Consider the following 14,066-nt stretch of genomic DNA (forward strand, 5'->3'; position numbering starts at 1 on the left):
CGCGCGCTCACCCGACCTGCCGGGCGAACTCCTCGTGGGCCGCCTTGTCGAAGAGGACGAACCTGACCTCCTCGACTGAGGTCTGCGCGGCCCGCACGGTAGCCACCGCGATCCTGGCCCCGTCGTCCATGGGCCAGCCGTAGATGCCGGTGGAGATGGCGGGGAAGGCGACCGTGCGAGCGCCCAGCTCGTCGGCGACCCGCAGCGACTCCCGGTAGCAGGAGGCGAGCAGCTCCGAGCGGTCCTCGGTGGCCGCCCAGACGGGGCCCACCGTGTGGATCACCCATTGCGCGTCCAGTTGCCCCGCCGTCGTGGCGACCGCCTGCCCGGTCGGCAGGCCCTTGCCGTACCGGGAGGCGCGTAGCTTGCGGCACTCGTCGAGGATGGCCGGGCCGCCGCGGCGGTGGATCGCGCCGTCGACTCCTCCCCCGCCGAGGAGGGAGGAGTTCGCGGCGTTGACGATCGCGTCGACGGACTCTCGCGTGATGTCGCCCTGCACGAGCGTGATGCTGGTCATGACTGTCTCTATAGCAGCCACGGCCGCCGGCCGCCGGTCACGACCAGGCGACCGGCAGCGAGCGCACCCCGTGGACCGTGCTCGTCGAGAGGGCGAGCGACTCGGTCGGGGACGTCATGCGCAGGTTCGGGAGCCTGTTGAACAGGGTGGACAGGCCGAGGCGGAGTTCGGCGCGGGCCAGCGACTGGCCGAGGCACTGGTGCAGGCCGTGTCCGAAGGCGACGTGGCCGCTCGCGTCGCGGCTGACGTCGAGGGCGTCGGGGTCGGCGTACACGGACGGGTCGCGGTTGGCGGACTGCAATGCCACTACCACCCCCTCTCCCGCGCGGATACGGACGCCGGACACGTCGACGTCCTGCGTGGCGACCCGCCGTATCCCGGAGTGGATGACGGTCAGGTGGCGCAGGAGTTCCTCCACCGCGCCCGGCCACAGGGAGTCGTCGGCGCGCAGGGCGTCCAGCCCGGCGGGATTGTGGAGCAGGGCGATCACGGCCAGCGGGAACATGTTCGCCGTCGTCTCGTGGCCGGCCAGGAGGAGCAGGGAGACCATGCCCGTCGCCTCGTCGAGGGTGGCCTCGCCGGTCGCGACGCGCTCGGTGGCCAGGCGGGAGACCAGGTCGTCGGCGGGGTCGTGCGTGCGCCGCTCGATGAGGCCGCGCAGATAGCCGTAGAGCGCTATGCGGGCTGCCATGGCCTCGGCCGGGTCGCCGGCGACGCTGGTGAGGGCGTTGGACTTCTCGCGGAAGAAGCCGTGGTCCTCGTAGGGGACGCCGAGCAATTCGCAGATGGCCAGGGTGGGCAGGGGCAGGGCGTACGAGGCGACCAGGTCCGCCTCCGTCGCGCCGCCGCCGGTCATCGTGTCCAGGAGGTCGTCGCAGATCCGCTGGATGGCGCCGTCCAGCTGCTCGACGCGCCGGAAGGTGAAGTCCGGGATGAGCATGCGGCGCAGCCGGGTGTGGTCCGGCGGGTCCATCTGGTGGAAGAGGCCGGGGGCCTGCGGCGGGACACCGGGGCGAGTGTGGGGGAAGTCGGGGTGGTTGGCGTCCGCGCTGAAACGCTCGTCGGCCAGCACCGTACGGGCGTCCTCGTACCGGGTGATCAGCCAGGGGCTGTTGTCGCCCCAGATCGTGACCCGGCGGATCGGCTCCTCGGACTGCCACTTGGCGTATTCGGGGGCGGGGTCGAGCAGCGGGCGGGTGGTGGGGAGCGGCGGGTGGATCGTCACTTCTGCGTTCCTTCCGTGGGCAGGCCCGCGAGGCCCAGCAGCAGCGACTTGACCTCCGTCGCCGCGTACGCCTCCCTCGCTCCGTCCGGCTCCGAACACAGCAGTACGGGGCCGTGGTCCGGGTCGGCGGGCAGGCGGCCGTGGCTGCCGCGGACGCCGGACGGGTTCAGCGGGACGGTCTTGAGCCGGTAGCGGAAGCCGAGCTTCTTGCGGGCGACCTGCCCGACGGCGCGCAGCTTCACCGCCGGGACGGTCTCGTCGTACAGCAGCTCGGCCGGGTCGTAGCCGGGCTTGCGGTGGATCTCGACCTGGCGGGCGAAGTCGGGGGCGCGATCGTCGTCCAGCCAGTAGTAGTACGTGAACCAGGCGTCGGGGTCGGCGAGTGCGACGAGTTCGCCGGAGCGCTCGTGGTCCAGGCCGTGGGCCGCCTTGCCGTCGGCGTCCAGCACCTGCTCCACACCGTCGACTTCAGCGACCAGCTTGGCGACCGCGTCGATGTCGGCCGGGTCGCGGACGTAGACGTGGGCGACCTGGTGGTCGGCGACCGCGAAGGCGCGCGAGGTCCAGGGGTCGAGGTACTCCATGCCGTCCTGCGTGTACACCTCCAGCAGGCCTGCCCGGCGCAGGGCGCGGTTGATGTCGACCGGGCGGGAGACGGGCGTGATGCCGTACTCGCTGAGCGCGACGACGGTGGCGCCCTCGCTCAGGAAGCGGTCGATCAACGGGCGCAGGGCGTCGTCCAGTTGATGGGCCGCGGCGATGGTGGCGGGTGAGTCGGGGCCGGAGCGCTGGGGCTCGTAGTCCATCTGCGGGATGTAGACGAGCGTGAGGTCGGGGCGGTGTTCGTCGAAGACCTGGCGGGCGGCGGCCAGGATCCACTGGGTGGAGGGCATGCCCGCGTTCGGGCCCCAGTAGGTGAAGAGGGGGAACGGGCCGAGCCGGTCGGTGAGTTCGTCGTGCAGGGACGGCGGCCAGGTGTAGCAGTCGGGTTCCTTGCGGCCGTCGGAGTAGTAGACGGGACGCGGGGTGACCGTCCAGTCGACGTCGGCGCCCATCGCGTACCACCAGCAGATGTTGGCGACCTTGTAGTCCGGGTTGGCCTTACGGGCCGTCTCCCAGATCTTCTCGCCGCCGACGAGCGCGTTGTGCTGGCGCCACAGCATGACTTCGCCGAGGTCGCGGAAGTACCAGCCGTTGGCCACGGCGCCGTGCGTGGCCGGGGGTTCGCCGGTGAGCAGGGTGGACTGGACGGTGCAGGTCACCGCGGGGAGCACGGTGTCGAGGCGGGACTGGAAGCCGCGCTCACCGAGGGCTGCGACGGCGGGCATGTGCTTGAGGAGATTCGGGGTCAGGCCGACGATGTCGAGTACGACCACGCGGTTCGCCGGTGCGGTCATGAGGGGTCCTCCTTGAGGCCGAGGCCGGTCAACCGGTCCCGGGCCCAGGCGAGTTCGGCGGCGATGCCGCCGGGCAGGTCGGTGGGGGGTTCGGGGAGGACGGACCAGGTGTAGGTCTCGACCTCGATGTGGTCGCAGCCGGCCGAGGCCCCGCCCAGCAGCCCGGCGAGGACCTGGTCGAGCTGGTCGGCGGTGGTGCGCAGCGGGGGTTCGGGCTCGGTGTGCAGCGGGGCGTGGAAGTGGACCCGCCAGGGCCCGCCGCCGTCGGGTAGGTCACCGCCGAGGGCGTCCGGGAGGTCGTCGACGGCCAGGACGTCGCCGTCGGCCGGCGTGCGGGTCTGGTGCAGGAACCGGGGTTCGGCGAGCCGGTGCAGGGCCGCTCGGGCGGCCGGGTCGGCCGGGTGCTCCGCCTCCACGGCACAGGACGCCTGGAGCTTCACCACGGGCAGCCCGGCCTCCGCGAGCCGCCGCAGCGCCTCGGCCGGCTCCTCGAACTGCACGGCGAGATGGCAGGCGTCGAGGCAGATGCCGAGCCGGTCGGGGTCCAGCCCGCCCAGTTCCCGTACCGCCTGGGTGGTGGTCTCGACGACGCACCCGGGTTCCGGTTCGAAGCCGACGCGGACACGGCGGCCCGTCCACGCCTCCAGCGCGGCGAGCCCGGTGGCCAGTCGGTCCAGGGCGTGCCGGGCCTCGTCGGCACAGGGTGGCGTCCACGGTGTGCGCCACGCCAGCGGCAGGGTGGAGACGCTGCCGTGTCCGACGTCGTCCGGGAGGAGGGCGGCGAGGACGCGGGCGCAGTCCAGGGTGTACTTCAGCCGGGCCTCGTCGGCCCAGTCGGGCAGGTAGACGTCCTTCTTGACGACCTCGCGGTGGAAACCGGCGTAGGGGAAGGCGTTGAGGGTGACGGTCTCCAGGCCGCGTGTCCGCAGCTCTGCCTTCAGCCGCTCCAACGCCGCCTCGTCGTCGGCGAGTTCGGTGACCACGGGGCGCGCCAGCCACAGCCCGATCCCGAGCCGGTCGGCGCCCAGGCGCTCACGCACGGGCTCGGCGTACTGCGCGAGCTGGGCGATCACGCCCTGGAGGTCCTCCGCCTGGTGGACGTTGCTGCAGTAGCCGAGGTGGACGGTCGTGCCGTCCGGATGCAGGAAGCGCATGCGATGCTCACGCTCCCCCGCGGCGTATGGAGTTGCCCTGGAAGGTGGCCGCCTCGTCCGGCTTGGGCTCCTCCAGCTCCAGCCGCCCGCTCCGGCCGTAGAAGGCGACGGGGTTGCGCCACAGCACCTCGTCCACGGCGTCGTCGTCGAACCCCGCGGCGAGCATGGCATCGGCGGTCTTCCGGGTCTTCAGTGGGTCCGAACGCCCCCAGTCCGCGGCCGAGTTGACCAGCATCCGGCGCGTCCCGTGCTCCTTGAGGATCTCGACCATCCGGTGCTCGCTCATCTTGGTCTTCGGGTAGATCGAGAACCCGGCCCAGCAGCCGCTGTCGAGGACCATGCCGACGGTGAGCTCGTTGAGGTGGTCGAGGACGACGAGTTCGGGGTCGATGCCCGACTCCCGTACGACGTCCAGGGTGCGCCTGGTGCCGGTGGCCTTGTCGCGGTGCGGGGTGTGCACGAGGGCGGGCAGCTCGTGCTCGACGGCGAGCTGGAGCTGCCGGGCGAGCGCCTCGTCCTCCTGCGGGGTCATCGAGTCGTAGCCGATCTCGCCGACGGCGACGACCCGGTCCTTGGCGAGGTATCGGTCCAGTTCGTCGAGGACCGGGAGGCACCGGGGGTCGTTCGCCTCCTTCGGGTTGAGCGCGATGGTGCAGAAGTGCTGGATGCCGAACTGCGCGGCGCGGTGCGGCTCCCAGCCCAGCAGCCCGTCGAAGTAGTCGTAGAAGCTCTCGGGCGAGGTGCGGGGCTGGCCCAGCCAGAAGGCGGGCTCGACGACCGCGCGCACCCCGGCGGCGTACATCGCCTCGTAGTCGTCGGTCGTCCGGGAGGTCATGTGGATATGGGGGTCGAAGATGCGCACGGTCAGCCCTCTTCCTTGAGTGCCTGGTTGAGTTCCGCTTCCTTGAGTGCCTGGTTGAGTTCCGCGCCGATGACGTCCTGGAAGGCACCGACGACGGGCAGGATGTCCTGGGGTACGTCCCGCCCCGCGACGATCCGCTCGTGGGCGAAGTCGGCGAGCATACGGGCCAGTTCACGGTCCGCACGTGCGCCGAGGCCGGCGACGCGGGCGAGCGGGATCTCGCAGAAGACGCACTTCAGTACGGCCTGGCGGTACTCGGCGTCCGGAAGGTGAGCGGCGGCGTAGGGGCCGACGGCGGCCTCGATCAGGGTGGTGTCGTTGCCGCGCAGGGTTTCCCTCACGATGGGCAGCGCGAGGTCGCCCAGGTCGAGCAGGGGCAGGGTGCGCAGGATGGCGCGCTGCTCCGCCGGGTCACCGTGCCGGTGGAGGCGGGTGACCTCGTCGGCGAGGGCCTGGCCGCGCTGGGGCAGTGCGGTGAGCAGGACGGCCCGGGCGGCCTCGTCGACGGTCCAGTAGCCGGTGAGGCGCCCGTGTCCGCAGCGCCTTCGGGCGGCGGGGAAGAGTCGCCGTACGGCGGTGGGTTCGGCGGCGACCTCGGCGACGCTGTCGTCCAGCCAGGTGCGGGCCGTGGGGTCGAGTACGTCGGTCAGGGCGGGGTGGGGGTCCGCGGGGGTCGTGAAGGATCCGGCTATGACAACCATGGGGGGAACAACTTCCGGGAGGGTGAGGCGAGTCGAGCAAGGAGCGGCGGGGAGGGGGCTAGACGCGCGTGCCGGCCCGTTCGGCCGCGCGCAGGAACTCGACGGAGCGGCGGGCGACCTCGGGCGCGTCGAGCGAGCCGCCCTGGATCTCCACGGAGACCAGACCGCGGTGGTTCAGATCGCGCAGGGCATCCAGTACGGGCGGGAAGTCGATCTCCCCGGCGCCGAATTCGAGGTGCTGGTGGACGCCACGCCGCATGTCCTCGATCTGCACGTTGCGCAGGAGCGGTGCCGCCTGGTGCACGCAGTCGAGCACGGAAGGTTCCTCCACGCAGTGCGCGTGGCCGACGTCGAGCGTGATGCCGAACAGTTCGTGCCCGCCCACCAGTCGGGCGAGGTGCAGACAGCGTTCCACGGTGTCGACGAACATGTACGGCTCCGGCTCGAAAGCCAGCGCCACCCCGTACTTCTGCGCCGTCTCCAGCACGGTCTCGACACCGCCCGCGAGCCGCTTCCACGCGTCCCGCTCCGGCAGTCCCCCGGGTGCCGGGCCGCTGCACAGGTGGACCGTGGGCGAGCCGAGGTCGGCGGCGATGCGCAGGGCGCGGCGCAGCAGGTCGATCCTGAGCTCGGAGCCGTCCGACATCAGCGTGGGCAGGTGCTTGCCCCAGGGGTCGAGGAAGTACGGCGCACCGGTCTCCACCGTCACCTCCAGGCCGTGCCGCGCGAGCTGCCGCGCGAGGGCGGTGACACGCCGGGGCAGATCGTCGGCGTACGGGTCGAGGTGACCGTGGTCGAGGGTGAGGGCGACGCCGTCGTAGCCGAGGTCGGCGAGGACGACGAGGACGTCGGTCAGCCGGTGGTGGGTGAAGCCGTTGGTGCCGTAGCCGAACTTGAGAGGAGTGGGGGGAGAAGTGGGGGGACGTCTCATGGTGCGGGTTCCTCACACGGAGGTGGTGGGTCTCAGGTGGGGGATATGCGTCGGGCGAGCCGTCGCGCGAGGGGGTGGACGACGCCGAGCGCCGCGGCGACGGCCGGTGCCCCGGCGCGCGCGGTCAGCGCCGCCTGCAGGGGCATCAGCCCGATGATCCCGGCTCCGACGGCCCGCCGTACGTTCTCGGCCGAGGGTTTTTGCACGGCACGGGCCTGGGCGGTGCCGTATGTGCCGAGGTAAGCGAGGGACCCGGCGGCGGCGACAGCAGTACGGAGCTTCCCGGAGCGGGCGGCAAGCGCAACGCCCCCCAGGGGCGCGGGGAACTGCGCGACCAGCCCCAACGGCGCAGCAGACGCCTGCCGCCCCTTCGCGGCACTTCCCGTGGCGACTCGGGCAACCGGAACAGCCGTTGCGATGGCCGCAGCCGCTGACACCGCAAGCGTCCCGACCGGAACCCGCACGGGCGCACCACCGATCTCGTGCCGGCTGAGCGCCATCAACGTGCCGGTATGAACGCCGACCAGCCCGGCAGGCACGGCGGCCCGACGAAGCGCGACGCCGACCGATTCCGCACCGGCCCCGGGCACAACCGCTCCCGCCAGAACGTCCAGAACCCGAGCCCCCGCCATCACGACGCCGCGCGCCGACGTGGACTTGAGCTTCAGGTCATACGCCCAGATCAGCCCGGCCAACGGCAGCGCAGCGCCCACGCTGCGACGACCTCCCGCGGCAGCCGCAAGACCGAGCCCCGCCGCGGTGAGACCGCCGGCCACGGCGAGGGCCGTACGCCGGGGAATCCGACCCGACGGCACCGGTCGTTCGGGCCTCTCGACGGAGTCGACCGTGGCGTCGGCGTAGTCGTTGAGGGCCATGCCGGCCCAGTAGAGGCAGACGGAGGAACCCATCACGCCGAACGTACGGGCGTCCAGCGGACGTCCGGCGGCTGTCGCTCCCGCGATCACGTCACCGGGGACACTCAGCGCGGCCGGCGCCCTGACAAGCTGCGCGAGGTCGGTGAGGTGCACGGCAGACCGGGATCCGAAGCGGACAACCGCTTTCCGATCTTTCATGGCCGCACCCTACTCGGGGGCTGTTGACCATTCAGGTACCTACCCCCCGGTAGGAGAAGTGACAAAGAGAACACGGATTTCTCTTACTGCACGGCCCGAACTACCGGTAAAGGTGGGTCGTTTGAGCAGGATCGGCCTCAGGGCTCCTGCCGCAGCCGCCGCCACACGGCCTTGGCCGCGTTGTGCCCGGACATGCCGTGCACGCCGGGACCGGGCGGGGTCGCCGACGAGCAGATGAAGACCGCCGGGTGCGGGGTGCGGTAGGGGAAGAGCGACAGCTTGGGCCGGAGCAGGAGTTGGAGTCCGGAGGCCGCTCCGGAGCCGATGTCGCCGCCGACGTAGTTGGCGTTGCGGGCGACGAGTTCGGCCGGGCCGGCCGTCGCGCGGGCGAGGACGCGGTCGCGGAACCCCGGGGCGAAGCGCTCCAGTTGACGCTCGAGGGCGTCCGTGAGGTCTCCGGTCCAGCCGTTCGGCACGTGTCCGTACGCCCAGAAGACCTGCTGGCCCGCGGGGGCCCGGGTGGGGTCGACGACGCTGGGCTGCACCGTGATCATGAACGGTTTGCCGGGCGCCCGGCCCTCCCGGGACGCGGCGCGCAGAGCGGTGGCGATCTCCGCGCTGTTCCCGCCGATCTGTACGGTGCCGGCGCGGCGGGCCTCCGGCGAGGTCCACGGCACCGGGCCGTCCAGCGCGTAGTCGATCTTGAAGACGCCGGGGCCGTAGCGGTAGCCCTCGTAGTAGCGGCCGAAGCCGGCGATGCGCGCCAGGGCCGTGGGGGAGGTGTCGAAGACGTAGGCGCGCGCGGGCGGCAGATCGTCGAGCCGCTTGACCTCGTAGTCGGTGTGGACGGCGCCGCCGAGGTCCTTGAGATAGGCGGTGAGGGCGTCGGAGATGGACTGGGAGCCGCCGCGGGCCAGGGGCCAGCCGCGGGCGTGTGCGGCGAGGGCGAAGACCAGGCCGATGGCGCCGGTGGCGAAGCCGCCCAGTGGCGCCATGACGTGCGCGACGAGGCCGGCGAACAGGGTCCTGGCCCGCTCGTCGTGAAAGCGCCGCATGAGCCATGTCGACGGCGGCAGTCCGACCAGGCCGAACCGGGCGAGCGTGACCGGGTCCCTGGGGAGCGCGGTGAGGGGCAGGGACATGAAGTCGCGGGCCAGGGTGTCCCACTTGCTCAGGAACGGATCCACCAGCCTGCGATACGCGCCCGCGTCGCGCGGGCCGAAGGAGGCGGCCGTCTCGGCGACGGAGCGTGCCAGCACGGCCGCGGTGCCGTCGGCGAAGGGGTGGGCCATGGGCAGCTCGGCGTGCAGCCACTCGAGGCCGTAGCGGTCGAGCGGCATGGTCCGGAACACGGGCGAGTTGATACCGAGAGGGTGTGCGGCGGAGCACGGGTCGTGCCGGAAGCCGGGGAGGGTCAGCTCCTCGGTGCGGGCCCCTCCGCCGACCGTGTCACGTGCCTCGAACACGGCCACGGAGAAGCCGCGACGGGCCAGCTCCACGGCAGCGGTCAGTCCGTTCGGCCCCGCACCCACCACGACCGCATCGAGCATCGACGGCACCTTCGGACTCCTTCGTCAGCCGATGGCCTTGAAGGATCAGGATATGCCGGGGCACTGACACAGCAGGGCGCGGTGCCCCACCCGGGGGCGCCGGGCTGATCGAAGTGCGGCCGGCCGAGCGCTGGGACGATCAGATTTCCGCCGAGAGCAGGCCCGCCACCCGGCGCGCCGTGGCCGCGTCACGGGCCGCGGTGAACGGCAGCGCGTTGCCGCCCGTGATGCGGAACGGTTCGCCCGTGCGGGTCAGGTGGGCGCCGCCCGCCTCCTCGACCAGGAGGATGCCCGCCGCGTGGTCCCAGGCGGCCTCCCAGCTGAACGCGGTCGCGTCCAACTCGCCCCGGGCGACGGCGAGATACTCCAGCCCCGCCGAACCGCAGGCGCGGGGCCGCACGCCCTCGGTCCACAGGGCGAGCAGCGCCTGCTTCTGCTCGTCGGTCGTGTAGTCCGGGTGGGATGTGGCCACCCGCAGGTCGCGGCCGGGATCCGGCGTGCCGGCGTGCAGTCGCTCGCCGTCGAGGAAGGCGCCCTTGCCCCTTACCGCCGTGGCCAGTTGCTCGCGGGCCGGGGCGTAGGTCCAGGAGGCGAGCAGGACGCCGTGCCGGACGAGCGCGACCAGGGTGCAGAAGCCGTCGTCCCCGTGCACGAACTGGCGGGTGCCGTCGACGGGGTCGACGATCCAGACCGGGGCGTCACCGCGTATCGCGTCGTACGACGCCGGGTTCGCGTGCACCGCCTCCTCGCCGACCACGACCGAGCCGGGCAGGAGCGCGCCGAGTGTCTCGGTGAGGTACTGCTCGGCGAGCCGGTCGGCGTCGGTCACCAGGTCGTGCGGTCCGTTCTTCTGGTCGACCTCGTGTGCGGCGAGCTGCCGGAAGCGGGGCATGATCTCGGTCGCGGCCGCCTTGCGGACCGCTTCTTCCACGTCTGCCGCGTGCTGTGCGAGAAACTCGTCGATGGTTTCGTTGTTTTCGATCACCCCTCCATAAGAGCACGTCCCTCTGACAACCCCCGCCTGCCGGGTGGACACGGGATGGCATCGACGTGAACTCGTGGTGCCGGTATCGGCAGGTCAGAGGCCTGTTCTCGGGCGGCTCGGCGGCGCGGGCACGTCCTCAGCGGCCGACTGCGTACCCCTGCATCCCCCGTGGATTCGCCGCCGCCGACAGGACGCCGGTCTCCGGGTCCCTGGCGACGGCGCACAGCCGGCCCTCCGACCAGTCATCACCGACCGTCACCACGTGGCCACGACGCCGCAGCTCCTCCACCACCTCGGCGTCCGTCCGGGACTCGACCGTGACGCTCCCCGGTCGCATCCCACGCGGGTAGAAGGAGCCGGGGAAGCTGTCGTTGTGCCAGTTGGGGGCATCGATCGCGCCTTGGAGGTCGAGGCTGCCGCGGACCGGGGCGCGCAGCGCGACCGCGAGGAGGAAGTGCAGCTGCCACTGGTCCTGCTGGTCCCCGCCGGGCGTGCCGAAGGCCATGACCGGCACGCCGTCGCGCAGGGCGATGGAGGGCGTGAGGGTGGTGCGGGGCCGGCGGCCCGGGGTCAGCGAGTTCGGCAGGCCCTCCTCCAGCCAGGTCATCTGCAGCCGGGTGCCGAGCGGGAAGCCCAGTTCGGGCACGACGGGGTTGGACTGGAGCCAGCCACCGCTGGGCGTGGCCGCGATCATGTTGCCCCAGCGGTCGACGACGTCGAGGTGGCAGGTGTCGCCTCGGGTGCCTCCGTCGGTGGCGACCTCGGGCTCGCCCGGCACCGGTGAGGTCGGTCGCTTGGCGACCGTCGGTTCCCCGCCGCCCAGCGCGTCGATGCCGGGCCCTTCGGCGGCTGCCACGCGCGCGTGCGCGCACAGTCGCGGGACGCGGCCGCCCGGACTGCCGGGCCGCAGCTCGTGGGAGGCCTTCTCGCCGACCAGCTCCCGCCGGTCCGCGTTGTACCGGTCCGACAGCAGCTCGGCGAGCGGTACGTCGGCCGCGTCGCCGTACCAGGCCTCCCGGTCGGCCATGGCCAGTTTGCAGCCCTCGATCAGCAGATGGACGTACTCGGCGGACCCGTACCGGGGCAGCTCGGGCGGGAGCAGCGCGAGCTGCTGGAGCAGGACCGGGCCCTGGCTCCAGGGGCCGGCCTTGCACACGGTCCAGCCGTTCCAGTCGTACGTCGCCGGCGCCTCATAGGTCGCGGACCAGTCGGCGAGGTCGGCGGCGTCGAGCGTGCCGGAGTGCCGCTCGCCGCTGGTGTCCATGGTGGGGCGCCCGGCCTGCCGTACGAGGGCCTCCGCGATGAAGCCGGTCCGCCACACCTCCCGCGCGGCCTCGATCTGCGCGACCCGGTCCCCGGCTTCGGAGACCTCGTCGAGCAGCCGCTTCCAGGTGGCAGCGAGGGCGGGATTGCGCAGCAGCTCCCCGGGCCGGGGGGCCTGCCCGTTCCGCAGGTACACCTCGGCGGACGACGGCCACTGCGTCTCGAACAGCTCCCGGACGGTCTCGACCGTCTCGCCGACCCGCTCGACGGGCGCGTGCCCGTGTTCGGCGTAGCCGATGGCGTACTTGAGCACATCGGCGAGCGTCTTGGTGCCGTGGTCCCGCAGCAGCAGCATCCAGGCGTCGAACGCGCCGGGCACGGCGGCGGCGAGCGGGCCGGTCCCGGGTACGAGGTCCAGCCCGAGCCCCCGGTAGTGCGCGACGGTCGCACCGGCGGGCGCCACGCCCTGCCCGCACACCACGCGCACCTCGCCGCCCGCCGGTGCGATCAAAATCGGCACCTCACCGGCCGGGCCGTTGAGATGCGGCTCCACGACATGCAGCACGAACGCGCCCGCCACGGCGGCGTCATACGCGTTGCCCCCGCCCTCCAGCACGGCCATCGCCGACTGCGAGGCGAGCCAGTGGGTGGAGGACACCATGCCAAAGGTGCCCTGGAGGGTCGGTCGGGTCGTGAACACGGAGCCTCTCACCTCGCTGTTTGCATGTATCGGCCCGGCGTCTGCTGCTCCCGTTCCCTCAGGAGGCTGTCGATCGCCCTGGGCCTCTTCTTCCTCGACCTCTCTGAACTGGGGTTTCTTGCAAGGTCGTCTACGTTGGCATGCCCTCGGGCACGTTGGCCAGTCTTTCCGGGATCTTTCCAACCCCGTTGCACGAGGCGCCGTTTCGTGGCCTCTCTCAGGCACTCGTACCGTCTGATTTCATGGAGTGGAATTTTCCGACGGCCGAAGAACTCGCGGCTGCCTTGCGTGCCGGTGAAGTGACCTCGGCGGAACTGACTGACGAGGCGATCGCCCATATTGAGCGGGACGACGATGCGGTCAACGCGATCTGTGTGCCCGACTTCGACCGTGCACGGGCCGCCGCGCGCGGTGCCGACCGGGCGCGTGCCCGCGGGGAGGACCGGCCCTTGCTGGGCATTCCGGTGACGGTCAAGGAGTCGTACGACATTGCGGGGCTGCCCACGACCTGGGGTATGTCGCCGCACCGGAACTTCGTGCCGGCCGAGGACGCGGTGCAGGTGTCGCGGCTCAAGGCCGCGGGCGCGGTGGTGCTCGGCAAGACCAATGTGCCCGTGGGGCTGCAGGACGTGCAAACCTTCAACGAGATCTACGGCACCACCAACAACCCGTGGGACCACCGTCGTACGTCGGGCGGATCCTCCGGCGGCTCGGCGGCGGCCCTGGCCTGCGGATTCGGGGCGCTGTCCATCGGCTCCGACCTCGCCGGTTCGTTGCGCACCCCCGCGCATTTCTGCGGCGTTTACGCGCACAAGCCGACACTCGGGCTGGCGGCGAGCCGCGGCATGGTCGCGCCGCCCGGGCCGGCCCTGCCGGTCGAGCACGAACTCGCCGTCGTCGGTCCGATGGCGCGCACCGCTCGCGACCTCACGCTCCTGCTCGACGTCATGGCCGGACCGGACCCACTGACGCGCGGTTTGGCGTACCACCTGACGCTGCCGCCCGCGCGCCACGAACGGCTGCGCGACTTCCGGGTCCTGGTCCTGGACGAGCATCCCCTCATTCCGACCGGGTCCGCCGTGCGGACGGGCGTGGGCCGCGTGGCCGACGCGCTTGTCGACGGCGGTGCCCGCGTCGAGCGGGACAGTCCGCTGCTGCCCGATCTGACCGAAGCCGCGGTGCTCTACACGCAGTTCCTGTTCTCGGGCTCCGTTGCACGTTTTCCCATCGAAGGGTACGAGCAGTTGCGGGCCCGCGCCGCCGGACTGAGCGCAGACGACCGGAGTCTCGATGCGGCGCGGCTGCGCGGCATGGTGTTCAGCCACCGCGACTGGATCGAGGCGAACAGCCTTCGCGAGCTCCACCGCCATGGCTGGCGGCAGTTCTTCGCCGAGTTCGACGCCGTGGTGTGTCCCATCACGCCCACTCCCGCGTTCCCGCACGACCACAACCCTGACCTGATGAAACGTCGGATCGACATCGACGGCGTCGAGTATCCGTACTTCGACCAGCTCGTCTGGGCCGGTCTGGCCACTATGCCCGGTCTGCCCGCCACCGCTGTACCAGCGGGCCGGTCGCCCGAGGGTCTGCCGGTGGGAGTGCAGCTCATCGGTCCGATGCTCGAGGACCGCACCCCGCTGCGGCTGGCCGAGTTGCTTGAGCAGAGGATCGGCGGCTTCCAGGCAACGAAGTAGGGCGGGCCCGTTCG

General features: G+C 71.8%; 12 protein-coding genes. 1 reads left to right on the plus strand and 11 read right to left on the minus strand.

The genetic code is table 11. From position 1 onward, the window contains the following. Window positions 1–7: 7 nt before the first annotated feature. The 11 genes from ACFY5C_RS04410 to ACFY5C_RS04460 form a co-directional block, all read right to left on the minus strand. Window positions 8–517, minus strand: coding sequence for an O-acetyl-ADP-ribose deacetylase (locus tag ACFY5C_RS04410; protein WP_389440198.1), 510 nt, complete (start codon window positions 515–517; stop codon window positions 8–10). A gap of 37 nt (window positions 518–554) precedes the next feature. Further along, window positions 555–1,742: a cytochrome P450 gene (locus ACFY5C_RS04415; RefSeq protein WP_389440200.1), complete on the minus strand. Its 1,188-nt coding sequence runs from the start codon at window positions 1,740–1,742 to the stop codon at window positions 555–557. After that, window positions 1,739–3,139: an alkaline phosphatase family protein gene (locus ACFY5C_RS04420; RefSeq protein ID WP_389440202.1), complete on the minus strand. Its 1,401-nt coding sequence runs from the start codon at window positions 3,137–3,139 to the stop codon at window positions 1,739–1,741. The genes ACFY5C_RS04415 and ACFY5C_RS04420 overlap by 4 nt, the downstream gene beginning before the upstream one ends. Further along, window positions 3,136–4,293 carry a metabolite traffic protein EboE gene (gene eboE / locus ACFY5C_RS04425; RefSeq protein ID WP_389440204.1) on the minus strand — a complete coding sequence of 386 codons (1,158 nt, stop codon included), beginning with the start codon at window positions 4,291–4,293 and terminating at the stop codon, window positions 3,136–3,138. Before eboE ends, ACFY5C_RS04420 begins: the two co-directional genes overlap by 4 nt. 7 nt (window positions 4,294–4,300) lie before the next feature. Next, window positions 4,301–5,155 (minus strand): TatD family hydrolase, encoded by an 855-nt coding sequence (locus ACFY5C_RS04430; RefSeq protein WP_389440206.1) that lies wholly within the window; start codon window positions 5,153–5,155, stop codon window positions 4,301–4,303. Between the two features lie 2 nt (window positions 5,156–5,157). Next, complete coding sequence (locus ACFY5C_RS04435) at window positions 5,158–5,856, minus strand: EboA domain-containing protein (protein WP_389440208.1); 699 nt, start codon at window positions 5,854–5,856, stop codon at window positions 5,158–5,160. A 58-nt stretch (window positions 5,857–5,914) separates the two neighbouring features. Beyond that, complete coding sequence (locus ACFY5C_RS04440) at window positions 5,915–6,787, minus strand: sugar phosphate isomerase/epimerase family protein (RefSeq protein ID WP_389440210.1); 873 nt, start codon at window positions 6,785–6,787, stop codon at window positions 5,915–5,917. Window positions 6,788–6,819: 32 nt separating this feature from the next. Then, window positions 6,820–7,860, minus strand: a complete 1,041-nt coding sequence (locus tag ACFY5C_RS04445; RefSeq protein WP_389440212.1) for an SCO3242 family prenyltransferase — start codon at window positions 7,858–7,860, stop codon at window positions 6,820–6,822. A gap of 137 nt (window positions 7,861–7,997) precedes the next feature. Further along, a complete protein-coding gene (locus ACFY5C_RS04450) occupies window positions 7,998–9,410 on the minus strand; it encodes a phytoene desaturase family protein (RefSeq protein WP_389440214.1) in 1,413 nt (470 codons plus the stop codon). A gap of 139 nt (window positions 9,411–9,549) precedes the next feature. Next, window positions 9,550–10,395 (minus strand): inositol monophosphatase family protein, encoded by an 846-nt coding sequence (locus ACFY5C_RS04455; protein ID WP_389440216.1) that lies wholly within the window; start codon window positions 10,393–10,395, stop codon window positions 9,550–9,552. Window positions 10,396–10,531: 136 nt separating this feature from the next. Further along, window positions 10,532–12,358 carry a gamma-glutamyltransferase family protein gene (locus ACFY5C_RS04460; RefSeq protein WP_389440218.1) on the minus strand — a complete coding sequence of 609 codons (1,827 nt, stop codon included), beginning with the start codon at window positions 12,356–12,358 and terminating at the stop codon, window positions 10,532–10,534. 242 nt (window positions 12,359–12,600) lie between these two features. On the opposite strand from ACFY5C_RS04460, the gene ACFY5C_RS04465 reads away from it, so the two are divergent. Continuing rightward, window positions 12,601–14,052: an amidase gene (locus ACFY5C_RS04465; RefSeq protein ID WP_389440718.1), complete on the plus strand. Its 1,452-nt coding sequence runs from the start codon at window positions 12,601–12,603 to the stop codon at window positions 14,050–14,052. The last annotated feature ends 14 nt before the right edge of the window (window positions 14,053–14,066 follow it).

This window comes from Streptomyces sp. NPDC012935, from assembly GCF_042900345.1.
Taxonomy (GTDB): domain Bacteria; phylum Actinomycetota; class Actinomycetes; order Streptomycetales; family Streptomycetaceae; genus Streptomyces.

Excerpts from the sequence above, each read along its gene's own strand:
- ACFY5C_RS04410 (WP_389440198.1), bottom strand. The coding sequence starts at position 517 with ATGACCAGCATCACGCTCGTGCAGGGCGACATCACGCGAGAGTCCGTC.
- ACFY5C_RS04445 (WP_389440212.1), bottom strand. The coding sequence starts at position 7,860 with ATGAAAGATCGGAAAGCGGTTGTCCGCTTCGGATCCCGGTCTGCCGTG.
- ACFY5C_RS04420 (WP_389440202.1), bottom strand. The coding sequence starts at position 3,139 with ATGACCGCACCGGCGAACCGCGTGGTCGTACTCGACATCGTCGGCCTG.
- eboE (WP_389440204.1), bottom strand. The coding sequence starts at position 4,293 with ATGCGCTTCCTGCATCCGGACGGCACGACCGTCCACCTCGGCTACTGC.
- ACFY5C_RS04440 (WP_389440210.1), bottom strand. The coding sequence starts at position 6,787 with ATGAGACGTCCCCCCACTTCTCCCCCCACTCCTCTCAAGTTCGGCTAC.
- ACFY5C_RS04465 (WP_389440718.1), top strand. The coding sequence starts at position 12,601 with ATGGAGTGGAATTTTCCGACGGCCGAAGAACTCGCGGCTGCCTTGCGT.
- ACFY5C_RS04450 (WP_389440214.1), bottom strand. The coding sequence starts at position 9,410 with ATGCTCGATGCGGTCGTGGTGGGTGCGGGGCCGAACGGACTGACCGCT.
- ACFY5C_RS04435 (WP_389440208.1), bottom strand. The coding sequence starts at position 5,856 with ATGGTTGTCATAGCCGGATCCTTCACGACCCCCGCGGACCCCCACCCC.